Here is a 23,784-nt window from a genome sequence, read left to right on the forward strand (position 1 = left end):
ACCCTTAAACGGCCATCAGGTCCTTTTCTTTTGCCTTCACAGCAACTTCGATGTCAGCCACGAACTTGTCGGTCAGCTTCTGGACATCGTCAGCGGCACGACGCTCTTCGTCTTCACTGATTTCTTTCTCTTTGACCAGGTCTTTGAGTTGGCTCAGTGCATCACGACGAATGTTGCGTACGGCAACACGGGCGTCTTCAGCGGCGTCACGCGCCTGCTTGGTGAAGCCCTTGCGGGTTTCTTCGGTCAGCGCCGGCATCGAGATCAGCAGCAGCTCACCCAGGTTGGTCGGGTTGAAACCCAGGCCGGAGTTCAGAATGGCCTTCTCGACGGCTGCCAGCATGTTGCGCTCGAACGCAACCACTTGCAGGGTACGGGCATCCTTGACGGTGACGTTGGCTACCTGGTTGATCGGGGTGTCTGTGCCGTAGTAAGGCACCTGGACGCCCGCCAGGATCTGCGGGTTGGCAGCGCCGGTACGGATACGGCTGAAAGCGTGCGCCAGCGAATCCAGGCTCTTGCCCATGCGTTCCTGGGCGTCTTTCTTGATTTCGTTGATCATTTTTGAACTTCCTCGATCAGAGTTCCTTCAGCGCCACCATGCACGATGTTCAGCAGGGCGCCGGGCTTGTTCATGTTGAAGACGCGCAGCGGCATCTTGTGGTCGCGGCACAGACAGATTGCCGTCAGGTCCATTACGCCCAGCTTGCGATCCAGCACTTCATCGTAGGTCAGATGATCGAACTTCTCGGCATGCGGGTCTTTGAATGGATCTGCAGTGTATACACCATCGACCTTGGTTGCCTTCAATACCACGTCGGCATCGATTTCGATGGCGCGCAGGCAAGCGGCGGAGTCGGTGGTGAAGAACGGGTTGCCGGTACCGGCAGCGAAGATTACAACTTCTTTGGCGTTCAGGTGGCGCATGGCTTTGCGACGATCGTAGTGATCGGTCACACCAACCATGGAGATTGCCGACATGACAATAGCGGTGATGTTGGCGCGTTCCAGCGCATCACGCATGGCAAGACCGTTCATGACGGTAGCCAGCATGCCCATGTGGTCGCCAGTGACGCGGTCCATGCCGGCTGCACTGAGCGCCGCACCACGGAACAGGTTACCACCACCGATCACCAGGCCCACTTGAACACCGATACCAACCAGTTGGCCGACTTCCAGTGCCATGCGATCCAGGACCTTTGGGTCGATCCCGAACTCTTCCGAGCCCATCAGGGCCTCGCCGCTCAGTTTGAGTAGAATGCGTTTATAGCGAGCTTGATAACCACTGCCCTGCTGAGCCATTGCGAATCTCTCCTGCGGCGTTTGTAAAAATCCTGCGGGCTGTTTTCAGCCTGCGCGTAACTCTAAGCGTGGCGCAGCGACTGCGCCAGCGAAAGGCGGTCTCGTAAACCCCTCCCGCTTTGACAAAGAGGCTGCGCGCGTGAGCGGGCAGCCTCTTCGGGGCGACAGATTTGACTCTGTCTTACTGCTTGGCAGCAGCCAGTTGAGCAGCAACTTCTTCAGCGAAGTTGTCGACTGGCTTCTCGATGCCTTCGCCTACTTTGAAGTAGGTGAAGGAAACGATTTCAGCGCCGGCCTTCTTGGCCAGTTCACCGACCTTGATTTCCGGGTTCATGACGAACGCTTGCTCGACCAGGCTGGCTTCAGCCAGGAACTTCGAGATACGGCCCTTGACCATGTTCTCGACGATGTTCTCAGGCTTGCCCTTGATCTTCTCTTCGTTCAGGGTCAGGAAGACGTTCTTCTCACGCTCGATCGCCTCAGCCGAGACTTCCGATGGCAGCAGGAACTCAGGGTTGCTTGCCGCTACGTGCATGGCGATTTCTTTGGCCAGCTGGACGTCGCCGCCCTTCAGGACAACAGCAACACCGATCTTGTTGCCGTGCAGGTAGGTACCAACGACGTCACCTTCAACACGCACCAGACGGCGGATGTTGACGTTCTCGCCCACTTTGGCAACCAGTGCTTCACGAGCCGATTCGCGAGCAGCGATCAGCGGAGCAGCGTCGGTCAGCTTCTCGGCGAAAGCTTGTTCAACGCTTTCAGCAACGAAGTTTTTGAAGTCATCTTGCAGAGCCAGGAAGTCGGTCTGCGAGTTGACTTCCAGCAGGACGGCGCTGGTGTCGTCGGCCTTGATGGCGATAGCGCCTTCAGCGGCAACGTTGCCAGCCTTTTTAGCGGCCTTGATGGCGCCCGAAGCACGCATGTCGTCAATGGCTTTTTCGATGTCGCCGCCGGCCTTTTCCAGGGCCTTTTTGCAATCCATCATGCCTTCGCCAGTACGCTCACGCAGTTCTTTGACCAGCGCTGCAGTAATTGCTGCCATTTCAAATTCCTCTTGGATAGGTTTTCAACCATTCCACCCGATACTTGACGGGCGTTCAATTCTGTAAATCCACTCACCAGCACTCATGCCCTGACAAGGTTGCAACGGCGATGCTGACAAGAGGATTTCAAGGTGGCAAAAAGGGGGCCTAGCCCCCTTTTTGCGTGCCGAGTAGACGCCAGGCGTCAATTACTCAGCAGCTGGTGCTGCTTCTTCCGCGTAAACTTCGGTGCCGCCGGCAACGTTGTTACGGCCACGGATAACGGCGTCAGCCATCGAACCCATGTACAGCTGGATAGCGCGGATGGCGTCATCGTTACCTGGGATGATGTAGTCAACGCCTTCTGGGCTGCTGTTGGTATCGACAACGCCGATGACCGGGATGCCCAGCTTGTTGGCTTCGGTGATAGCGATGCGCTCGTGGTCAACGTCGATCACGAACAGGGCATCAGGCAGGCCGCCCATGTCCTTGATACCGCCCAGGCTGCGATCCAGTTTTTCCAGATCACGGGAGCGCATCAGGGCTTCTTTCTTGGTCAGCTTGGCGAAAGTGCCATCTTCGGCCTGGGTTTCCAGGTCGCGCAGACGCTTGATCGAAGCACGGATGGTCTTGTAGTTGGTCAGCATGCCGCCCAACCAGCGGTGATCGACGTACGGCGAACCGCAACGTGCTGCTTCTTCAGCAACGATCTTGCCAGCGGAACGCTTGGTGCCGACGAACAGAATCTTGTTTTTGCCCTGGGCCAGACGCTCTACGAAAGTCAGAGCTTCGTTGAACATTGGCAGGGTTTTTTCAAGGTTGATGATGTGGATCTTGTTGCGCGCGCCGAAAATGTACTTGCCCATTTTCGGATTCCAGTAACGGGTTTGGTGACCGAAGTGCACACCGGCCTTCAGCATATCGCGCATGTTGACTTGGGACATGATAGTTCCTTGATAAGTCGGGTTGGGCCTCCACGTATCCCAATGACCAACCCCGGATCAGTGATCAGGGGCACCCAGGTCATCGTGTCGACACGTGTGTGGGTTCAAGCTTTCGGGGCTATCCCCGCAAAGCGGCGCATTTTATATCACAGAAGCAGGGCAAACGGAACCCGAAATAACATCGCCCGTCACCGCCTTTTGCACCGGCGCCACAATAGCGCCAGAATGGCTCTATATAAAGGCTGTATCAGCGCCATGGCCGCCAGAGCGGGCAGTGCTCTGGTAGAATCCGGCCTTTCCTCAGATTATTCGCGCATCCCAGCGCCGTAGAGAGCCTGTAATGACCGTAACCATCAAAACCGCCGAAGACATCGAAAAGATGCGTATCGCCGGCCGCCTGGCCGCCGAAGTCCTGGAGATGATCGAAGAGCACGTCAAGCCCGGTGTCACCACCGAGGAGCTCGACCGCCTGTGCCACGACTACATCGTCAATGTCCAGAAAGCCATTCCGGCACCGCTCAACTACAAGGGTTTCCCCAAGTCGATCTGCACCTCGGTCAATCACGTGGTGTGCCATGGCATCCCCGGCGACAAGCCGCTCAAGGACGGTGACACGCTGAACATCGACGTGACCGTCATCAAGGATGGCTACCACGGCGACACCAGTCGCATGTTCCACGTCGGCACGGTGCCTGTCTGGGCCGAGCGCCTGTCCCAGGTCACCCAGGAGTGCATGTACAAGGCCATCGAGCTGGTCAAGCCGGGCTGCCGCCTGGGCGATATCGGCGAAGTGATCCAGAAGCACGCGGAAAAGAACGGTTTTTCGGTAGTTCGCGAGTTCTGTGGCCACGGTATCGGCAAAGTGTTCCACGAAGAGCCGCAGATTCTGCACTACGGCCGTGCGGGCACCGGCATGGAGCTCAAGGAAGGCATGACCTTCACCATCGAGCCGATGATCAACCAGGGCCGTGCCGACACCAAAGTGCTGGGCGACGGCTGGACGGCCATCACCAAGGACCGCAAGCTTTCGGCGCAGTGGGAACATACCCTGGTAGTGACTGCCACTGGCTACGAGATCTTCACCCTGCGTAAAGACGACACCATTCCCCGCACGTCGGCCTGATTCAAACAGGAAAGTGACTCGATGCCCCAGGTGGATCCCGAGCTGTTCGATCGCGGCCAGTTCCAGGCGGAACTGGCCCTCAAGGCTAGCCCCATCGCTGCCTTCAAGAAAGCCATCCGCCAGGCGGGTGAAGTGCTCGACAAGCGCTTTCGCGACAACCGCGAGATCCGCCGGCTGATCGAGGACCGCGCCTGGTTCGTCGACAACATCCTGCAACAGGCCTGGAACCAGTTCACCTGGAGCGAAGACGCCGATATCGCCCTGATTGCCACCGGTGGTTACGGGCGTGGCGAGCTGCACCCCCACTCCGACATCGACCTGCTGATCCTGCTCGACAGCGCCGATCACGAGGTGTTTCGCGACTCGATCGAACGCTTCCTGACCCTGCTCTGGGACATCGGCCTGGAAGTGGGCCAGAGCGTACGTTCGGTCGACGAATGTGCAGAGCAAGCGCGCGCCGACCTGACCGTGGTCACCAACCTCATGGAAAGTCGCACCATCGCCGGCCCCGAGCATTTGCGCCAGCGCATGCTCGAAGTCACCAGCACCGCGCACATGTGGCCGAGCAAGGAGTTCTTCCTGGCCAAGCGCGCGGAGCAGAAGGCCCGGCATCACAAGTACAACGACACCGAATACAACCTTGAGCCCAACGTAAAGGGCTCACCCGGGGGCCTGCGCGATATCCAGACGGTGCTCTGGATCGCCCGCCGCCAGTACGGCACCCTCAACCTGCACGCCCTGGCTGGCGAAGGTTTCCTGCTGGAAAGCGAGAACGCCCTGCTGGCCTCCTCCCAGGAGTTCCTGTGGAAGGTCCGCTACGCCCTGCACATGCTGGCGGGACGCGCCGAAGACCGGCTGCTGTTCGACCACCAGCGCAGCATCGCCGCCCTGCTGGGCTTTACCGATGAGAACCCCAAGCGGGCCATCGAGCAGTTCATGCAGCAGTACTACCGGGTGGTCATGAGCATCGCCGAGCTCAGCGACCTGATCATCCAGCACTTCGAAGAAGTCATCCTCGACGACGACAGCGGCAACACCCAGCCCCTCAACGCCCGCTTCCGCCTGCATGACGGCTACATCGAGGCGGTCAGGCCGAACGTGTTCAAGCGTACGCCGTTCGCCATGCTGGAAATCTTCGTGCTGATGGCCCAGCACCCGGAAATCAAGGGCGTGCGTGCCGACACCATTCGCCTGCTGCGCGAACACCGCCACTTGATCGACGACGAGTTTCGCAACGACATTCGCAACACCAGCCTGTTCATCGAGCTGTTCAAGTGCGAAATCGGCATACACCGCAACCTGCGACGCATGAACCGCTACGGCATCCTGGGCCGCTACCTGCCGGAGTTCGGCCTGATCGTCGGGCAGATGCAGCACGACCTGTTCCACATCTATACGGTCGACGCGCACACCCTGAACCTGATCAAGCACCTGCGCAAACTGCAGTACACCCCGGTGTCCGAGAAATTCCCGCTGGCCAGCAAGCTCATGGGCCGGCTGCCCAAGCCTGAACTGATCTACCTGGCCGGGCTCTACCACGACATCGGCAAGGGCCGCCAGGGCGACCACTCCGAGCTTGGCGCCGTGGACGCCCAGGCGTTCTGCGTGCGCCACCAGTTGCCGGTGTGGGACAGCCGCCTGATCGTCTGGCTGGTGCAGCATCACCTGGTGATGTCGACCACCGCCCAGCGCAAGGACCTCTCCGACCCGCAGGTGATCCACGATTTTGCACAGCTGGTAGGCGATGAAACCCGCCTGGACTACCTCTATGTGCTGACCGTGGCCGACATCAACGCTACCAATCCAAGCCTGTGGAACTCCTGGCGTGCCAGCCTGCTGCGCCAGCTCTACACCGAGACCAAGCGCGCCTTGCGCCGCGGCCTGGAAAACCCGCTGGACCGCGAAGAGCAGATCCGCCAGACCCAGAGTGCGGCCCTGGACATCCTGATCCGCGAAGGCACCGACCCGGACGACGTCGAGCAACTCTGGGCACAGCTGGGCGACGACTACTTCCTGCGCCATACCGCCGCCGACGTGGCCTGGCACAGCGACGCGATCCTCCAGCAGCCGGCCGATGGCGGCCCGCTGGTACTGATCAAGGAAACCACCCAGCGTGAATTCGAGGGTGGCACGCAGATCTTCATCTACGCGCCCGACCAGCACGATTTCTTCGCCGTGACCGTAGCGGCCATGGACCAGCTCAACCTGAACATCCATGACGCCCGCATCATCACCTCCAGCAGCCAGTTCACCCTCGACACCTATATCGTGCTCGACAACGATGGCGGCTCGATCGGTGACAACCCGCAGCGGGTCAAGGAGATTCGCGACGGCCTGACCGACGCCCTGCGCAACCCGGACGACTATCCGACCATCATCAAGCGTCGCGTGCCGCGCCAGCTCAAGCACTTCACCTTCGCGCCGCAAGTTACCATCCACAACGACGCCCAGCGGCCGGTGACCATCCTCGAACTCAGCGCCCCCGACCGCCCAGGCCTGTTGGCGCGAATCGGCAAGATTTTCCTGGAGTTCGACCTGTCGCTGCAAAATGCCAAGATTGCCACCCTCGGCGAACGGGTCGAAGACGTGTTCTTCATCACCGACGCCGACAACCAGCCGCTGTCCGACCCACAGCTGTGCAGCCGCCTGCAGGATGCCATCGTCGAGCAATTGCGCGTCGACCAGGCCGCCGTGGCACCGATTTCCCGCCTGACCATTTAACGTTTGACGAGACCTTGCGCCGATGAACACCGATTTGCTCCAGCTTCAGCCTTACCCGTTCGAGAAACTGCGTGCATTGCTCGGCAGCGTCCAGCCGAACGCCGACAAACGCGCCATTGCCCTGTCGATCGGTGAGCCCAAGCATGAATCACCGGCCTTCGTCGCCCAGGCCCTGGCCGACAACCTGCAGCAGATGGCCGTCTATCCCACCACCGCCGGCCTGCCGGCCCTGCGCCAGGCCATCACACGCTGGTGCGAGCGTCGCTTCAACGTGCCCAGCGGCTGGCTGGATGCCGACAAGCACGTGCTGCCGGTCAATGGCACCCGCGAAGCCCTGTTCGCCTTCACCCAGGCGGTAGTCAACCGTGATGCCGACGGCCTGGTGATCAGCCCCAACCCGTTCTACCAGATCTACGAAGGCGCAGCCCTGCTGGCCGGCGCTACCCCGCACTACCTGCCGTGCCTTGACAGCAACGGCTTCAACCCGGACTTCGACGCCGTCTCGGCCGATACCTGGAAGCGCTGCCAGATCCTGTTCCTGTGCTCCCCTGGCAACCCCACCGGCGCCCTGGTGCCGATGGAAACCCTGAAAAAGCTGATCGCCCTGGCTGATGAACACGATTTCGTGATTGCCGCCGACGAGTGCTACAGCGAACTTTACTTCGATGAGCAAACCCCGCCACCGGGCCTGCTCAGCGCCTGCGTGGAACTGGGCCGCAGCGATTTCAAGCGTTGCGTGGTGTTCCACAGCCTGTCCAAGCGCTCCAACCTGCCGGGCCTGCGCTCGGGCTTCGTGGCTGGCGACGCCGAGATCATCAAGCCGTTCCTGCTGTACCGCACCTACCATGGCTGTGCCATGCCGATCCAGACGCAACTGGCGAGCATCGCAGCCTGGAACGATGAGGAGCATGTACTGGCCAACCGTGACCTGTACCGCGAGAAATTCGATGCGGTATTGGAAATCCTCGCGCCGGTGCTGGATGTGCAACGTCCGGACGGCGGTTTCTATCTCTGGGCCAAAGTACCCGGCGACGATGCCGAGTTCTGTCGCGACCTGTACCAGACCCAGCACGTGACCGTGGTGCCGGGCTCCTACCTGTCCCGCGAAGTGAATGGCGTCAATCCGGGCGCCGGGCGTGTGCGCATGGCACTGGTTGCGTCGCTGGCGGAGTGTGTGGAAGCGGCAGAGCGGATTCGCACCTTCCTGCAGAAGTAAAGCCATCGCGGGGCAAGCCCGCTCCTACATCAGGAGCGGGCTTGCCCCGCGATTCATTTCACCGCCCCCAGGTTCGCCTCGCTCAAGTCCAGCTCGCCCAGCACCTCGCGCACCACGTCATCCCCCACCTGGTGATGGCGGTGCAGTTTGTACAACTCCAGCCGCTGCGCCCGCAGCGCACGCAACCGCAAGCGCCGCTCCAGTTGGTCCATCTGCTCGGCCAGGGCCTGGGCCTCGGCATTGTCGTTGAAGGTGTCCAGTTGATGGCGGTACTCGGCCATCAAGCGCGCCTTGAGTTCCGCCGCCAGCGCTGCCTGTGCCGCATCCTGCGGGACTCCCGGCTCGGCCAGTTCCTCAGCCTCCAGGGCATGGATCGCCGCCTCTGCCGTGCGCCGCCAGGCGTCCTTGGCTTCCTGGCGCAACGTGTCGTCCGGACTCTTCGGCACCCCGCGCAGCAAAACCGGCAAGGCGACACAGGCCGACACCAGTGAAAGCAGAATGACCCCCGCGGCGATGAAGATCAGCAGGTCTCGCTCCGGGAATGCAGTGCCGGCGCTGATCAGCAGCGGGACCGACATGACACCGGCCAGCGTCACCGCCCCGCGCACTCCACCAAGGGTCAGCAACCAGCAGGAGCGTGCATTGGGCACCTCCACCAGGTCCTTCTTGCCACGCCAGCGACGAATCATGCCGATCAGCCGCCACACGCCCTGTACCCAGACAAAGCGCAGCACCACCAGCACGGCAAAGATCGCCACCACATCCAGGCAACGCCACAGCAAGGTTGGCCACAATGACGCTTCGTGACTGGTGACCGCCTTGATGATGTCTGGCAACTGCAGGCCCAGCAGCAGGAAGATCAAGCCGTTGAAGCTGAACTCGAGCAGCGACCAGACACTGCGGTTGAGCAGCCGGGTGCTGGTCTGGCGCGGCAGCAGGTCGAGCCAGCTTTGCATCATCCCTGCCGCCACCGCCGAGAGAATCCCGGAAGCGCCAAGCCGTTCGGCCAACACATAGGCGGCAAACGGCAGCAACAACATGAACACCACGTGGGTGGCCGGATCGTCCCAACCGCGGGCGATCATCCAGGCTCGCAGGCGCCCTACCAACCAGCTGAGCGCAACACCGATGGCCAGGCCACCCACCGCCACCAGCACGAAGGTGACGCTGGCCTGGGCCAGCGAGAACGCCCCGGTAATCGCCGCCGCCAGCGCGAACTTGAAGGTCACAAGGCCGGTCGCATCGTTCATCAGGGCTTCGCCTTGAAGCATGTGCATCAAGGGGGTCGGCAGGCGATCCTGGGTGATGGCCGACACGGCCACGGCGTCGGTTGGCGACAGCACCGCGGCCAGCGCAAAGGCCACCGGCAGCGGGATACTCGGCAGAATCCAGTGAATGAAGTAGCCGGCGCCCACCACGGTGAACAGTACCAGGCCCACGGCCAGGGTCAGGATCGGCCCCCGCAGCCGCCACAGGTCACGCTTGGGCATGCGCCAGCCATCGGCGAACAGCAAGGGCGGCAGAAACAGAAAAAGGAACAACTCGGGGTCCAGGGCCACGTGCAGCCCCAGGGTCGGCCACGCCAGCAAGGCACCGGCACCGATCTGCACCAGAGGCAGCGGCAGGGGGATAACCCGACCCACAAGTTTGGAGACACTCACCAGCATCAGCAGGATGAGAACGGTGTAGGCTGATTGCATACGGCGTGTTCCTGTTCAATTCATGCGCGATCAATGGCGCACAAGGCCCGGACAGGGCTTGCCATTGAAACGACATAGTAGCCGTTCAGGCTGCTTGCGCACCGCTGCACAAAAGTCGCAGAGACTGCCGAAACCTGTAACACAATGCTACAAAGAGCCTCGGCAAGGCCAACCCAAACACGTAGTCCGTGGCATAATCCTTCACCATTTTTTCCCAGGAGGGGCAAGACATGATCAACCGCGACAAGCCATTGCACCTTTATGGAATCAAGGCCTGTGACACCATGAAGAAAGCCCGCACCTGGCTGGAAGACAAAGGCCTGGGCTACGACTTTCACGACTACAAGACCCAAGGCATTGACCGTGACAGCCTGAACCGCTGGTGCAACGAGCACGGCTGGGAAACCGTCCTCAACCGTGCCGGCACTACCTTCCGCAAGCTCGACGACGCCCAGAAGGCCGACCTCGACCAGGCCAAGGCCATCGAACTGATGCTGGCCCAACCGTCGATGATCAAGCGCCCAGTGCTCGACCTCGGCGAGCGGACCCTGGTGGGCTTCAAGCCCGACCTGTACGCAGCCGCCCTTCAATAACGCGGCGCCAAGCTTTCATTCAAATTCGCAAGAGGTAACTGCATGTCCACTACCCTGTTCAGCCTGGCCTTCGGTGTCGGCACTCAAAACCGCCAAGGCGCCTGGCTGGAAGTCTTCTACGCACAGCCACTGGTCAACCCGAGCGCCGAACTGGTTGCAGCCGTCGCGCCAGTACTGGGTTATGAAGGTGGCAACCAGGCCATCGCTTTCAGCAACGCCCAGGCCGCACAGCTGGCCGACGCCCTCAAGGGTGTCGACGCAACCCAGGCCGCCCTGCTGACCCGCCTGGCCGAAAGCAACAAGCCGCTGGTCGCCACCCTGCTGGCCGAAGACGCCGCCCTGAGCTCCACGCCCGAGGCCTACCTCAAGCTGCACCTGCTTTCGCACCGCCTGGTCAAGCCGCACGGCCTGAGCCTGGCCGGTATCTTCCCGTTGCTGCCGAACGTGGCCTGGACCAGCCAGGGCGCCGTCGACCTGGCCGAACTTGCCGGGCAGCAACTGGAAGCACGCCTGAAGGGCGAACTGCTGGAAGTGTTCTCGGTCGACAAGTTCCCGAAAATGACCGACTACGTCGTGCCGGCCGGTGTGCGTATCGCCGACAGCGCTCGCGTACGCCTGGGTGCCTACATCGGCGAAGGCACCACCATCATGCACGAAGGCTTCGTCAACTTTAACGCCGGTACCGAAGGCCCGGGCATGATCGAAGGCCGCGTTTCGGCGGGCGTGTTCGTCGGCAAGGGTTCGGACCTGGGCGGCGGCTGCTCGACCATGGGTACCCTGTCGGGTGGTGGCAACATCATCATCAAGGTCGGTGAAGGCTGCCTGATCGGCGCCAACGCCGGTATCGGCATCCCGCTGGGCGACCGCAACACCGTCGAAGCCGGCCTGTACATCACCGCCGGCACCAAGGTGGCCCTGCTCGACGAGCAGAACCAACTGGTCAAGGTGGTCAAGGCCCGTGACCTGGCAGGCCAGACCGACCTGCTATTCCGCCGCAACTCGGTGACCGGCGCAGTAGAGTGCAAGACGCACAAGTCGGCCATCGAGCTGAACGAAGCGCTGCACGCCCACAACTAAGTGGTACCATCGGGTCTGGCCTAACGCCAGGCCCGATATTCAGGTCCGATCATCATGTTCCAGCCCTCCCCGTGGCGTGCTGACTTCCCAGCCATCGCCGCCCTGCAACGCCAGCACCAGACCTACCTGGACAACGCGGCCACCACGCAAAAACCGCAAGTCCTGCTCGATGCCTTGAGCCACTATTACGGCCACGGCGCCGCCAATGTGCACCGTGCCCAACACCTTCCCGGTGCCCTCGCCACCCAGGCGTTCGAACGCAGCCGTGAGAAGGTCGCCAGCTGGCTGAACGCCGGCGACACCCAGAACATCGTCTTCACCCATGGCGCGACATCGGCGCTGAACTTGCTGGCCTATGGCCTTGAAGGGCAGTTCGAAGCCGGTGACGAAATTGCCATCAGCGCCCTGGAACACCACGCCAACCTGTTGCCCTGGCAACAGCTGGCCCATCGTCGCGGCCTCAAGCTGGTGATCCTGCCCCTCGACGGCCGCGGCCTGGTCGACCTGGAAATCGCACTCCAGCTGATTGGCCCGCGCACCCGATTGCTGGCGGTGAGCCAGTTGTCCAACGTGCTCGGCGCCTGGCAACCCCTGGCGCCGCTGCTGGACCACGCCCGTGCCCAAGGCGCGCTGACCGTGGTCGACGGTGCCCAGGGCGTGGTTCACGGTCGCCAGGACATGCAGCAACTGGGCTGCGACTTTTATGTGTTTTCCAGCCACAAACTCTATGGCCCCGACGGCGTCGGCGTGCTTTACGGCCGCACCGAAGCCTTGGCGCGCCTGCGCCATTGGCAGTTCGGCGGCGAAATGGTCCAGATCGCCGACTACCACAGCGCAAGCTTTCGTTCGGCGCCCCTGGGATTCGAGGCCGGCACACCGCCTGTTGCCGGCGTAATCGGCCTGGGCGCCAGCCTCGATTACCTGGCAGGGCTCGATTCGAGCGCGGTGACCGAGCACGAAGCCGGTTTGCACCGCCATCTGCTGCGCGGCCTCAACGACCGCGAAGGTATCCGCCTGCTGGGCCAACCGCAGCTGGCCCTGGCCAGTTTCGTGGTCGACGGCGTCCACAATGCGGACCTCGCGCACATGCTGACCGAACAAGGCATCGCCGTACGCGCCGGGCATCATTGCGCCATGCCATTGCTCAAAAGCCTTGGGCTGGATGGCGCCATCCGCGTGTCCCTTGCCCTGTACAACGACTCCGACGACCTGCAGCGCTTCTTCGAGGCACTGGACCAAGCCCTGGAGCTACTGCGATGAGCCTGCCCGATAGCGCCCGGCAGGCCCTTGCCAGCTTCGAACACGCGGCCGGCTGGGAGCAGCGGGCACGCCTGCTGATGCAATGGGGCGAGCGCCTTGCGCCATTGAATGACGAAGAGAAATCCGAGGCCAACCGCGTTCACGGCTGTGAAAGCCAGGTCTGGCTGGTGGCCGAACAACAGGACGGCCAATGGCGCTTCAAGGGCGCCAGCGACGCACGGATCATTCGTGGCCTGCTGGCGCTGCTGCTGGTGCGGGTCGAGGGACTTTCCAGTGCGGAACTGGCGCAGCTTGACCTGCCCGGCTGGTTCAACCAGTTGGGCCTGGGTCGTCAGCTCTCACCTTCACGCAGCAACGGCTTGAACGCCGTGCTGCAACGCATGGCTCAGCTCGCTGCCGGCGCCTGAGACTTGCGCTCGGAAGGGCGACGGGCTCCGCCGACCAGTTTTTCCACGGCCTTGCTGGCGGCGACCATTCCGAAGGTCGCCGTCACCATCATGACCGCGCCAAAACCGCCGGAGCAATCGAGCTTGACGCCCTCGCCGACAAAACTCTTCTGCAGGCAGACACTGCCGTCTCCCTTGGGGTAGCGCAGCTGCTCGGTGGAGAACACGCACGGCACGCTGTAGTTGCGGGTGACCGTACGGGAGAAGTTGTAGTCCCGCCGCAAGGTCGAACGCACCCGCGACGCCAGCGGGTCGTTGAAGGTCTTGTTCAGGTCGGCCACCTGGATCTGGGTCGGGTCGATCTGCCCACCGGCACCGCCGGTGGTGATGATGGTCACCTTGTGCCGCTTGCACCAGCCGATCAATGCCGCCTTGGCCATGACACTGTCGATGCAGTCGATCACGCAGTCGATGTCCTTGCCGATGTACTCGGGCAGGGTGTCCTTGGTCACGAAGTCGACCACTGCATGCACCTTGCACGCCGGATTGATCGCCCGCAGGCGCTCGGCCATGACCTCGGCCTTGGCGCGACCGATGTTGCCTTCCATCGCGTGCAACTGGCGGTTGGTGTTGCTGACGCAAACATCGTCCAGGTCGAACAATGAAATTTCGCCAACGCCACTGCGAGCCATGGCCTCGGCCGCCCACGAGCCTACGCCGCCGATGCCGACGATTGCCACATGGGCCTCGCGCAGGCGCTGCAAGCCGTTGTCGCCATACAACCTTGCAACACCGGCAAAGCGTGGATCATCTGTACTCATGGCCATACCCCGAAAAAACCGGCGCGCATTATAGGCCTGTTACGGCTAGATGCCATCCCGCTTCAGACCGGACGCCACGCCGGCGTTGGTAAAGTTGGCGCCAATCCTGCTTTAATGTCCGATGCAGTCCCCAGTCCTGGACGACAACAACACGGGCCCAAGAACTTCGACACCTGGAGTCAATCTAACCTACAGCCGCCAACCTGTTGCTACACAGCATACGCGGACCAACAGCAGGATCCGCGCCCTGTGGCGCTCGCCCGTTCCACCCTTCGGAACCCGAACTATCTATGTCATCGCGTAAATTTGGTATCAACCTGGTGATAGTCATGGCCATCGCCGCGCTATTCACCGGGTTCTGGGCACTGATCAACCGCCCGGTATCGGCCCCCGACTGGCCGGAGCAGATTTCCGGCTTCTCCTATTCGCCGTTTCGCCTCGGAGAAAGCCCACAAAAGGGCCAGTATCCCAACGAAGACGAGCTGCGCCAGGACCTGGAGCAGTTGAGCAAGCTCACCGACAGCATTCGAATCTATACCGTCGAAGGCACCCAGGCCGACATTCCGCGCCTGGCCGAAGATTTCGGCCTGCGGGTGACACTCGGGGTATGGATCAGCCCGGATCTTGAGCGCAACGAGCGAGAAATCCAGAAAGCCATCGAACTGGCCAACAGCTCACGCAGCGTCGTGCGCGTGATGGTCGGCAACGAAGCGCTGTTCCGCGAAGAGATCACCCCCGAGGCGTTGATCCAGTACCTGGACCGGGTACGTGCCGCCGTGAAAGTACCGGTGACCACCAGCGAGCAGTGGCACATCTGGAAGGAACACCCGGAGCTGGCCAAGCACGTCGACCTGATCGCGGCGCACATCCTGCCGTACTGGGAATTCATTCCGATGAAGGATGCTGGTCAGTTCGTGCTCGACCGTGCCCGCGACCTCAAGCAGCTTTTCCCACGCAAGTCGCTGCTGCTTTCGGAGGTCGGCTGGCCGAGCAACGGCCGCATGCGCGGTGGCGCCGATGCCACCCAGGCCGACCAGGCCATCTACCTGCGCACCCTGGTCAACACTCTCAACCGCCAGGGCTACAACTACTTCGTCATCGAGGCCTACGACCAACCCTGGAAAGCCAGTGACGAAGGCTCGGTGGGCGCCTACTGGGGCGTGTTCAATGCTGCCCGCCAGCAGAAATTCAATTTCGAAGGGCCGGTCGTGGCCATTCCGCAGTGGCGCGTACTGGCCGTAGGTTCGGTGGTGCTGGCGATGCTGTCGCTGACCCTGCTGCTGATCGACGGCTCGGCCCTGCGCCAGCGCGGGCGTACCTTCCTGACCTTCATTGCGTTCCTGTGCGGTTCGGTGCTGGTGTGGATCGGCTACGACTACAGCCAGCAATACAGCACCTGGTTCAGCCTGACCGTGGGCTTTTTGCTCGCCCTGGGGGCGCTCGGCGTGTTCATCGTACTGTTGACCGAAGCCCATGAACTGGCCGAGGCAGTGTGGATTCACAAGCGTCGCCGGGAGTTCTTGCCGGTGCAGGCCGATAGCGCCTACCGGCCGAAAGTGTCGGTGCATGTGCCGTGCTACAACGAGCCGCCGGAGATGGTCAAGCAGACCCTCAATGCCCTGGCAGCCCTCGACTACCCGGACTACGAAGTCCTGATCATCGACAACAACACCAAGGACCCGGCCGTCTGGGAGCCGATCAAGGCCCACTGCGAGATGCTCGGCGAGCGCTTCAAGTTCTTCCACGTCTCGCCGCTTGCCGGTTTCAAGGGCGGTGCACTGAACTACCTGATCCCGCACACGGCCAAGGACGCCGAGGTCATCGCGGTGATCGACTCGGACTACTGCGTGGACCGCAACTGGCTCAAGCACATGGTGCCGCATTTTGCCGACCCGAAAATCGCCGTGGTGCAATCGCCCCAGGACTACCGCGACCAGAACGAAAGCACCTTCAAGAAGCTGTGCTACAGCGAGTACAAGGGCTTTTTCCACATCGGCATGGTCACCCGCAACGATCGCGATGCGATCATCCAGCACGGCACCATGACCATGACCCGCCGCTCGGTGCTCGAGGAACTGGGATGGGCCGACTGGTGCATCTGCGAAGACGCCGAGCTGGGCCTGCGGGTGTTCGAGAAAGGCTACTCGGCGGCATATTCCCACGAGAGCTACGGCAAGGGCCTGATGCCCGACACCTTCATCGACTTCAAGAAGCAGCGCTTTCGCTGGGCCTACGGCGCCATCCAGATCATCAAGCGCCATGCCGCCAGCCTGCTGCGCGGCAAGGGCTCGGAGCTCACCCGCGGCCAGCGCTACCACTTCCTGGCCGGCTGGCTGCCGTGGATCGCCGATGGCATGAACATCTTCTTCACCGTGGGCGCACTGCTCTGGTCGGCAGCGATGATCATCGTGCCGCAGCGGGTCGACCCCCCGCTGCTGATCTTCGCCATCCCGCCGCTGGCGCTGTTCGTGTTCAAGGTCGGCAAGATCGTGTTCCTGTACCGCCGCGCGGTCGGGGTCAACCTCAAGGACGCCTTCGCCGCCGCCCTGGCGGGCCTTGCGCTGTCGCACACCATCGCCAAGGCGGTGCTGTACGGGTTCTTCACCAGTAGCATTCCGTTCATTCGAACCCCCAAGCATGCCGATAGCCATGGGCTGCTGGTGGCTATTTCCGAAGCCCGCGAAGAGCTGTTCATCATGGTCCTGCTGTGGGGCGCTGCGGCCGGTATCTACCTGGTCCAGGGCCTGCCCAGCAACGACATGCGCTTCTGGGTGACCATGCTGCTGGTGCAATCGCTACCGTACCTGGCGGCGTTGATCATGGCGATGCTGTCGTCGCTGCCAAAACCCATGGATGCCGCCCAACCCGCCCAGGCCTCATGACCCTCCCGTAGGAGCGGGCTTGCCCCGCGATCACACCCCACAGCCAACAAAACTGTGCGGACGCTGATCGCGGGGCAAGCCCGCTCCTACAGTTTTGCTATAAGATAACGCCCCTCGAATTCGTGCCCTGCCTTGCCCCCGGAGTTCCTTCAATGACGGCCCCAGCCGACCTCTCGCCTACCCTTGAACTGGCCTGCGACCTGATCCGCCGCCCCTCGGTGACCCCAGTGGACGCCGACTGCCAGAAACAGATGATGCAGCGCCTGGGCGATGCCGGCTTCATGCTCGAGCCGATGCGCATCGAAGACGTCGACAACTTCTGGGCCACCCACGGCACCCAGGAAGGTCCGGTGCTGTGCTTCGCCGGTCACACCGACGTCGTGCCCACCGGCCCCGTGCAGGCCTGGCAGAACGATCCGTTCGATGCCCTGATCGATGCCGACGGCATGCTCTGTGGTCGTGGTGCCGCCGACATGAAAGGCAGCCTGGCTGCCATGGTGGTCGCCACCGAGCGCTTCGTCGCCGACTACCCCAACCACCGCGGCAAGGTCGCCTTTCTGATCACCAGCGACGAAGAAGGCCCGGCCCACCACGGCACCAAGGCCGTCATCGAGCGCCTGGCCGCGCGCCGGGAGCGCCTGGACTGGTGCATCGTCGGTGAACCGTCGAGCACCAGCCTGGTGGGCGACGTGGTCAAGAACGGCCGCCGCGGCTCCCTCGGCGCCCAACTGACCGTACGCGGTGTGCAGGGACATGTGGCCTACCCGCACCTGGCCAAGAACCCGATCCACCTGGCCGCCCCGGCCCTGGCGGAACTGGCGGCCGAGCACTGGGACGAAGGCAATGCGTTCTTCCCACCGACCAGCTTCCAGATCTCCAACCTCAATTCCGGCACCGGTGCCACCAATGTCGTGCCTGGCGAGTTGACCGCTCTGTTCAACTTCCGCTTCTCTACCGAGTCGACAGTCGAAGGCCTGCAGCAGCGTGTCGCGGCGATCCTCGACAAGCACCAGCTGGACTGGCACGTAGACTGGGCGCTGTCGGGCCTGCCGTTCCTGACCGAGCCGGGTGACCTGCTCGATGCCGTATCGGCCAGCATCAAGGCCGTGACCGGCCGCGAAACCCAAGCCTCGACCAGTGGCGGTACTTCCGACGGGCGCTTCATTGCCACCCTCGGTACCCAGGTGGTCGAACTGGGCCCGGTCAACGCCACCATCCACCAGGTCAACGAGCGGATCCTGGCCAGCGACCTGGATGTGCTGACCGAGATCTACTACCAGACCCTGACCCGGTTGCTTGCCTGATGCTCACCTGCCCTATCTGCAGCGCCCCGCTGGGCACCCTCGATAACGGTGTGGCCTGCCCGGCCGGTCACCGTTTCGACCGTGCCCGCCAGGGTTACCTGAACCTGTTGCCGGTGCAGCACAAGAACAGCCGCGATCCGGGCGACAACCAGGCCATGGTCGAAGCCCGCCGCGACTTTCTCAACGCCGGGCACTACGCGCCTGTGGCCCGCCGGTTGGCGGAGCTTGCCGCAGAGCGCGCACCTGAGCGCTGGCTGGACATTGGCTGCGGCGAGGGTTACTACACCGCGCAGATCGCCCAGGCCCTGCCTGAGGCCGACGGCTACGCGCTGGACATCTCCCGCGAGGCGGTAAAGCGTGCCTGCCGGCGCAACCCGGCGCTGACCTGGCTGGTCGCAAGCATGGCGCGGGTGCCCCTGGCCGATGCCAGTTGCCAGTTCCTGGCCAGCGTGTTCAGCCCGCTCGACTGGCAGGAAGCCCTGCGCCTGCTCGCCCCGGGCGGCGGCCTGATGCGGGTGGGCCCGACCAACGAGCACCTGATCGAACTGCGCCACAAGCTCTATGATGAAGTGCGCGACTACGCCGACGACAAGCACCTGGCGCTGGTCCCGGCGGGCATGCAGCACGCCCACAGCGAAACCCTGAAATTCCGCCTGAGCCTTGTCGATGGCAAGTCCCGCGCCGACCTGCTGGCCATGACCCCTCATGGCTGGCGCGCCAGCGCGGAAAAACGAGCCCGCGTCATCGAGCAGGCCGAGCCTTTCGAGGTCACGGTATCGATGCGTTACGACTACTTTGTGCGACAAGACTGAGCACCCGGAGCCCCCATGCGCCAACCCGATATCGAGATTTACCTCAAGGACGCCGACGTCGACCACAAGCAGATCGCTGACTGGCTGACCCAGGCGTTGGGCCCTTGCAGCGAATGGCAGCAAAAAGGTCAGACCTGGAAGTGCACGGCCGGTAACATTCCGGTTACCTGGTTACCGAAAGCTGTAGGCAAATGGAACAGCCTCTACCTGGAAAGTGAGCAGACCCCATGGGACGATGATATCGCCTGCGCCCGCGCCGCCTTTGCCGCACTGAACGTCGAAGTGCGATGCGCCCCGGGTACCTGGGTAGAAGAAGAAGGTGAAGACGATGCCGATCGCTGGATCCGCATCAGTGCCGACGGTGAAGAGGAAATCACCTGGCGTACCAGCTGAGCCGGCTTCTACGAAAAGGCCCGCCCCGGTCGTCCGGCGGCGGGCCTTTTCGCTGGTGGACCCAGGCTCGAGGCTTGTGGCCCGGCGCTTACAGCCCGATCACATCTTCCGCCTGCAGGCCCTTCTGGCCCTGAGTCAGACTGTATTCGACCTGCTGCCCCTCGATGAGGGTGCGATGCCCCTCACCACGAATGGCACGGTAGTGAACGAACACGTCCGCGCCACCTTCACGCTGAATGAAGCCATAACCCTTGGCGTCATTGAACCACTTCACACTTCCAGTTTCACGAGACGACATCTGAACTACTCCGAATTTTTATTTTGGAATCGCCTTGCTTGCAGAGGGGTCACCACCCTCCACCGACGCGGCTTGCAGAAATCTCCTGCAAGCGGCGGACCGAGTATATGACACACTTAAATTAAATTTCATGACCGGAGTGCATTTTGCTGAACTTGCGCAGATACGGCACACTAACCGACTGAGCAATCACTCGAAAATCTCATCCAGAGCACACACCGTATGACCCGTTCCCCCCTGCGCCGCCTGATCTTTGGCGCCCTGCGTCGCCTGTTGTACCTGTGGGTTCGCTCCGAGACCATCAACCAGTCAGCCTTCACCCTGAACCTGGACCGCAGCCGTCCGGTGTTCTACGCCCTGCAATCGCCCTCCCTGACCGACCTTGCCGTGCTCGACCGCGAGTGCACCAAGGCGGGGCTGCCGCGCCCGGTATTGCCGGTATCGGTGGGCACCCTGCAAGAGCCGGCCGCGTTCTTCTACCTCACACCCGAGCCAGACTGGCTTGGCCGCCAGGACAAGCGTGGCGCACCGCCGACCCTCGCCCGGCTGGTCAATGCCATCAGCCAGCATGCCGAGGAAGACGCGCAAATCATTCCGGTCAGTGTGTTCTGGGGCCAGTCGCCTGCCAGTGAGTCCAGCCCCTGGAAGCTGCTGTTCGCCGACAGCTGGGCGGTCACCGGCCGCTTGCGCCGTCTGCTCACCGTGCTGATTCTGGGCCGCAAGACGCGCGTGCAGTTTTCCGAGCCGATTCACCTGCGTGAACTGGTGCAGCACAACAAGGGCCACGAACGCACGGTGCGCATGGCCCAGCGCTTGCTGCGCGTGCACTTTCGCAACCTCAAGACCGCCGTGATCGGCCCGGACATCTCGCACCGGCGCAACCTGGTCAAAGGCCTGGTCCACGATCCGCTGGTTCGCCAGGCGATCGCCGACGAGGCCGAACGCCAGAACATCCCCCTGGCCAAGGCCGAGGCCCAGGCCTTGCGCTACGGCAACGAGATCGCCTCGGACTATACCTACACCGCCATCCGCTTCCTGGAGGTAGTGCTCAGTTGGTTCTGGAACAAGATCTACGACGGCATCAAGGTCAATCACATCGAGCAGGTACAGGGCATCGCCCCGGGCCACGAGGTGATTTACGTACCCTGCCACCGCAGCCACATCGACTACCTGCTGCTGTCGTACCTGCTGTTTCGCAATGGCCTGACACCGCCCCACATCGCTGCCGGCATCAACCTGAACATGCCGGTGATCGGCGGCCTGCTGCGCCGTGGCGGGGCGTTCTTCATGCGCCGCACCTTCAAGGGCAACCCGCTGTACACCGCAGTGTTCAACGAATACCTGCACACCCTGTTCACCAAGGGATTCCCGGTGGAGTATTTCGTCGAAGGCGGCCGTTCGCGCACCGGGCGCATGCTGCAGCCCAAGACCGGCATGCTGGCCATTACCCTGCGCAGCTACCTGCGCTCCTCGCGCACGCCGATCGTTTTCGTACCGGTGTACATCGGCTACGAGCGCGTACTCGAAGGCCGCACCTACCTGGGTGAGCTGCGGGGTGCGAGCAAAAAGAAAGAATCGATCTTCGACATCTTCAAGGTCCTGGGCGCCCTCAAGCAGCGCTTTGGCCAGGTGGCGGTCAACTTCGGCGAGCCGATCCGCCTCGGTGCCTTCCTCGACCAGCAGCAACCCGGCTGGCGCGAGCAGGCGCATGCGCCGCAGTTCCGCCCGGCCTGGCTGAACGAGACCACTTCGCGCCTGGGTGAAAAAGTCGCCCGTCACCTCAACGAGGCCGCGGCTATCAACCCGGTCAACCTGGCCGCCCTGGCCCTGCTCTCGACCACCCGGCTGGCCCTGGACGAGCGCGCCCTGGCTCGGGTGCTGGACCTGTACCTGGCCTTGCTGCGCCAGGTGCCCTACTCACCGCACACCACCCTGCCCGAAGGCGACGGCCTGGCGCTGATCAGCCACGTCAAGGGCATGGGCCTGCTGGCTGAGCAGAGCGATGCGCTGGGCAAAATCCTGTATCTGGACGAACAGAACGCGGTGCTGATGACCTACTACCGCAACAACGTCCTGCACATCTTCGCCCTGCCGGCGTTGCTGGCGAGCTTCTTCCAGAGCAGCTCACGCATGAGCCGCGAGCTGATCCTGCAGTACACCCGGGCGCTGTACCCATACCTGCAGTCGGAGCTGTTCATTCGTTGGGAGCTGGACGAACTCGATGGTGTGATCGATCAGTGGCTGCAAGCCTTTGTCGACCACGGCCTGCTGCGCTTCGAGAACGGCGTGTACCTGCGTCCGGCGCCCAGCTCGCGCCAGTTCGTGCTACTGACCCTCCTTGCCCGTGCAATCACCCAAACATTGCAACGTTTCTACATGGCCACCGCGCTGTTGCTCAACAGCGGCCAGCACAGCCTCAGCGCCGAAGAGCTGGAAGACCTCTGCGTGGTCATGGCCCAGCGCCTGTCGATCCTGCATGGCCTCAACGCCCCGGAGTTCTTCGACAAGACCCTGTTCCGCCACTTCATCCAGACCCAGATCGAACAGGGCGTACTGCGCCCCGACACCAACGGCAAGCTGGGTTACCACGAAAAACTCAGCGAACTCGCCGAAGGCGCGGCAAAGCGCGTGCTGTCGGCAGAAGTTCGCCTGTCCATTCGCCAGGTTGCCTTGCACCGCGGCGAAGAGCACCCCGAAGTACCGGCATAATCCCTAGTGGCCTATGCCCTGGAGCAACACGACTTAACCTGGGTTGGTCGCCGTCTTGGCGGCGCCACCCACAAGGAGCTACTGATGAAAAAACTGTCCCTGATCCTCCTCGGTGGCCTGCTGGCCGCCTGCAGCAGCACCCCGCCCGCCTCCAAGGCCAGCCTCGACGGTGAAGTGTTCTACCTGCAGCGCATTGCCCTGCCGCCGGCAGCCACACTGAACGTGAGCCTGCAGGATGTCTCGCTGATGGACGCCCCGGCCGTGACCCTGGCCAGCCAGAACGGCCCGGTCAATGGCCAGGTGCCGCTGCCCTTCCACCTCAGCTACGACCCGGCCCAGGTCAAGCCAGGTCACCGTTATGCGGTGAGCGCGCGAATCGAACTCGACGGCAAATTGCTGTTCATCAACACCGTGCATCACGGCGTGCAACTGGACGGCACCGACCCGCAACCGCTCCGTATCAAGGTCGATGCCGTTCGTTGATTGATTTGCCCGTTTTCAGATAAGGATGCTGCCATGTTCCGCCCCGCCCTCACCTTCACCGGCCTGTGCGCCGGCCTGCTGTTCTCGGCCAGTGCGCTGGCGCTGTCGCTTGGCGACCTCACACAAAAGGACGCCAGCACCGGTCTCAAGGATGCCCTGACCCAGGGCGCGCAAGTTGCCGTCAAGCAACTGGGCACGCCTGGCGGCTTCAGCGCCAACCCCGAGGTACGCATCGAACTGCCCGGCAAACTGGGCAAGGCCGCCAAGACCATGAAAAAATTCGGCATGGGCGCCGAGGTCGAGCAATTGGAGGCCAGCATGAACAAGGCTGCCGAAGCCGCGGTTCCCCAGGCCCAGGCCCTGCTGGTCGATGCCGTGAAGAAAATGACCGTCGACGATGCCAAGGGCATTCTTGCCGGCGGCAACGACTCGGCCACCCAGTACCTGAACAAGACCAGCCGCGAGCAGATCCGCGCCAAGTTCCTGCCCATCGTCAAGCAGGCGACCGACCAGGTAGGGTTGGCCCAGCAGTACAATGCCTTTGCCGGACAAGCTGCGACCCTGGGTGTGCTGGATGCCAAGAACGCCAATGTCGAAGGCTACGTGACCGAGCAGGCGCTCGATGGGCTGTTCGAAATGATTGCCAAGCAGGAAGAAAGCATTCGCCAGAATCCTGCGGCGGCGGCTACCAGCGTTGCCAAGAAGGTGTTCGGCGCGTTGTAAATGCATCGCGGG

The 23,784-nt window shown here is 62.4% G+C and carries 21 protein-coding genes; 14 read left to right on the plus strand and 7 right to left on the minus strand.

All coding sequences use genetic code 11. The features are described from left to right. Positions 1-4: 4 nt before the first annotated feature. The 4 genes from frr to rpsB form a co-directional block, all read right to left on the minus strand. A complete protein-coding gene (gene frr / locus NPS58_RS23245; protein WP_274117620.1) occupies positions 5-562 on the minus strand; it encodes a ribosome recycling factor in 558 nt (185 codons plus the stop codon). Next, entirely contained in the window at positions 559-1,302 is a 744-nt protein-coding gene (gene pyrH / locus NPS58_RS23250; RefSeq protein WP_008094912.1) for a UMP kinase, read from the minus strand. Before pyrH ends, frr begins: the two co-directional genes overlap by 4 nt. 181 nt (positions 1,303-1,483) lie before the next feature. Then, complete coding sequence (tsf, locus tag NPS58_RS23255) at positions 1,484-2,347, minus strand: translation elongation factor Ts (RefSeq protein ID WP_274117621.1); 864 nt, start codon at positions 2,345-2,347, stop codon at positions 1,484-1,486. Positions 2,348-2,536: 189 nt separating this feature from the next. After that, complete coding sequence (rpsB, locus tag NPS58_RS23260) at positions 2,537-3,271, minus strand: 30S ribosomal protein S2 (RefSeq protein WP_010224850.1); 735 nt, start codon at positions 3,269-3,271, stop codon at positions 2,537-2,539. 340 nt (positions 3,272-3,611) lie between these two features. Between rpsB and map the strand changes: the two genes are divergently transcribed. From map to dapC, 3 genes are read left to right on the plus strand one after another with little or no spacing between them, the layout of a single operon-like run. Further along, positions 3,612-4,394, plus strand: coding sequence for a type I methionyl aminopeptidase (map, locus tag NPS58_RS23265; protein ID WP_274117622.1), 783 nt, complete (start codon positions 3,612-3,614; stop codon positions 4,392-4,394). A 21-nt stretch (positions 4,395-4,415) separates the two neighbouring features. Further along, positions 4,416-7,115 carry a [protein-PII] uridylyltransferase gene (locus NPS58_RS23270; protein WP_274117623.1) on the plus strand — a complete coding sequence of 900 codons (2,700 nt, stop codon included), beginning with the start codon at positions 4,416-4,418 and terminating at the stop codon, positions 7,113-7,115. A gap of 22 nt (positions 7,116-7,137) precedes the next feature. Next, positions 7,138-8,331, plus strand: coding sequence for a succinyldiaminopimelate transaminase (gene dapC / locus NPS58_RS23275; RefSeq protein WP_274117625.1), 1,194 nt, complete (start codon positions 7,138-7,140; stop codon positions 8,329-8,331). 53 nt (positions 8,332-8,384) lie between these two features. Here the strand turns inward: dapC and NPS58_RS23280 are convergent, their stop codons facing one another. Further along, positions 8,385-10,031, minus strand: coding sequence for a Na+/H+ antiporter (locus NPS58_RS23280; protein ID WP_274117626.1), 1,647 nt, complete (start codon positions 10,029-10,031; stop codon positions 8,385-8,387). 230 nt (positions 10,032-10,261) lie between these two features. On the opposite strand from NPS58_RS23280, the gene NPS58_RS23285 reads away from it, so the two are divergent. From NPS58_RS23285 to NPS58_RS23300, 4 genes are read left to right on the plus strand one after another with little or no spacing between them, the layout of a single operon-like run. Then, positions 10,262-10,624 (plus strand): ArsC family reductase, encoded by a 363-nt coding sequence (locus NPS58_RS23285; protein WP_274117627.1) that lies wholly within the window; start codon positions 10,262-10,264, stop codon positions 10,622-10,624. A gap of 42 nt (positions 10,625-10,666) precedes the next feature. Then, positions 10,667-11,701 (plus strand): 2,3,4,5-tetrahydropyridine-2,6-dicarboxylate N-succinyltransferase, encoded by a 1,035-nt coding sequence (gene dapD / locus NPS58_RS23290; protein WP_274117628.1) that lies wholly within the window; start codon positions 10,667-10,669, stop codon positions 11,699-11,701. 54 nt (positions 11,702-11,755) lie between these two features. Further along, the gene (locus tag NPS58_RS23295) at positions 11,756-12,961 is read left to right on the plus strand and encodes an aminotransferase class V-fold PLP-dependent enzyme (RefSeq protein WP_274117629.1); all 1,206 of its coding nucleotides are present in this window, start codon (positions 11,756-11,758) and stop codon (positions 12,959-12,961) included. Then, positions 12,958-13,368, plus strand: coding sequence for a SufE family protein (locus NPS58_RS23300; RefSeq protein ID WP_274117630.1), 411 nt, complete (start codon positions 12,958-12,960; stop codon positions 13,366-13,368). The genes NPS58_RS23295 and NPS58_RS23300 overlap by 4 nt, the downstream gene beginning before the upstream one ends. Here the strand turns inward: NPS58_RS23300 and tcdA are convergent. Beyond that, positions 13,347-14,168: a tRNA cyclic N6-threonylcarbamoyladenosine(37) synthase TcdA gene (gene tcdA / locus NPS58_RS23305; RefSeq protein ID WP_274117631.1), complete on the minus strand. Its 822-nt coding sequence runs from the start codon at positions 14,166-14,168 to the stop codon at positions 13,347-13,349. The two genes, NPS58_RS23300 and tcdA, sit on opposite strands and share 22 nt — an antisense overlap. A 290-nt stretch (positions 14,169-14,458) precedes the next feature. Between tcdA and NPS58_RS23310 the strand changes: the two genes are divergently transcribed. The 4 genes from NPS58_RS23310 (at position 14,459) to NPS58_RS23325 (ending at position 19,559) form a co-directional block, all read left to right on the plus strand. Continuing rightward, complete coding sequence (locus NPS58_RS23310) at positions 14,459-17,050, plus strand: glycosyltransferase (RefSeq protein ID WP_274117632.1); 2,592 nt, start codon at positions 14,459-14,461, stop codon at positions 17,048-17,050. A gap of 152 nt (positions 17,051-17,202) precedes the next feature. Next, the gene (gene dapE, locus NPS58_RS23315; RefSeq protein WP_274117633.1) at positions 17,203-18,354 is read left to right on the plus strand and encodes a succinyl-diaminopimelate desuccinylase; all 1,152 of its coding nucleotides are present in this window, start codon (positions 17,203-17,205) and stop codon (positions 18,352-18,354) included. After that, positions 18,354-19,166 carry a putative RNA methyltransferase gene (locus NPS58_RS23320; protein ID WP_274117634.1) on the plus strand — a complete coding sequence of 271 codons (813 nt, stop codon included), beginning with the start codon at positions 18,354-18,356 and terminating at the stop codon, positions 19,164-19,166. The genes dapE and NPS58_RS23320 overlap by 1 nt, the downstream gene beginning before the upstream one ends. Before the next feature lie 15 nt (positions 19,167-19,181). Further along, entirely contained in the window at positions 19,182-19,559 is a 378-nt protein-coding gene (locus NPS58_RS23325; RefSeq protein ID WP_274117635.1) for a hypothetical protein, read from the plus strand. 88 nt (positions 19,560-19,647) lie between these two features. On the opposite strand, the gene NPS58_RS23330 is transcribed toward NPS58_RS23325, so the two are convergent. Beyond that, a complete protein-coding gene (locus tag NPS58_RS23330) occupies positions 19,648-19,857 on the minus strand; it encodes a cold-shock protein (protein ID WP_028942973.1) in 210 nt (69 codons plus the stop codon). Positions 19,858-20,079: 222 nt separating this feature from the next. On the opposite strand from NPS58_RS23330, the gene plsB reads away from it, so the two are divergent. From plsB to NPS58_RS23345, 3 genes are all read left to right on the plus strand, one after another. Next, a complete protein-coding gene (plsB, locus tag NPS58_RS23335; RefSeq protein ID WP_274117636.1) occupies positions 20,080-22,566 on the plus strand; it encodes a glycerol-3-phosphate 1-O-acyltransferase PlsB in 2,487 nt (828 codons plus the stop codon). Positions 22,567-22,650: 84 nt separating this feature from the next. After that, positions 22,651-23,049 carry a YbaY family lipoprotein gene (locus NPS58_RS23340; protein WP_274117637.1) on the plus strand — a complete coding sequence of 133 codons (399 nt, stop codon included), beginning with the start codon at positions 22,651-22,653 and terminating at the stop codon, positions 23,047-23,049. A gap of 33 nt (positions 23,050-23,082) precedes the next feature. Then, on the plus strand, positions 23,083-23,772 hold the full coding sequence (locus tag NPS58_RS23345) for a DUF4197 domain-containing protein (RefSeq protein WP_274117638.1): 690 nt from the start codon (positions 23,083-23,085) through the stop codon (positions 23,770-23,772). Positions 23,773-23,784 lie beyond the last annotated feature (12 nt).

The organism is Pseudomonas putida (assembly GCF_028682455.1).
GTDB lineage: Bacteria > Pseudomonadota > Gammaproteobacteria > Pseudomonadales > Pseudomonadaceae > Aquipseudomonas > Aquipseudomonas putida_AA.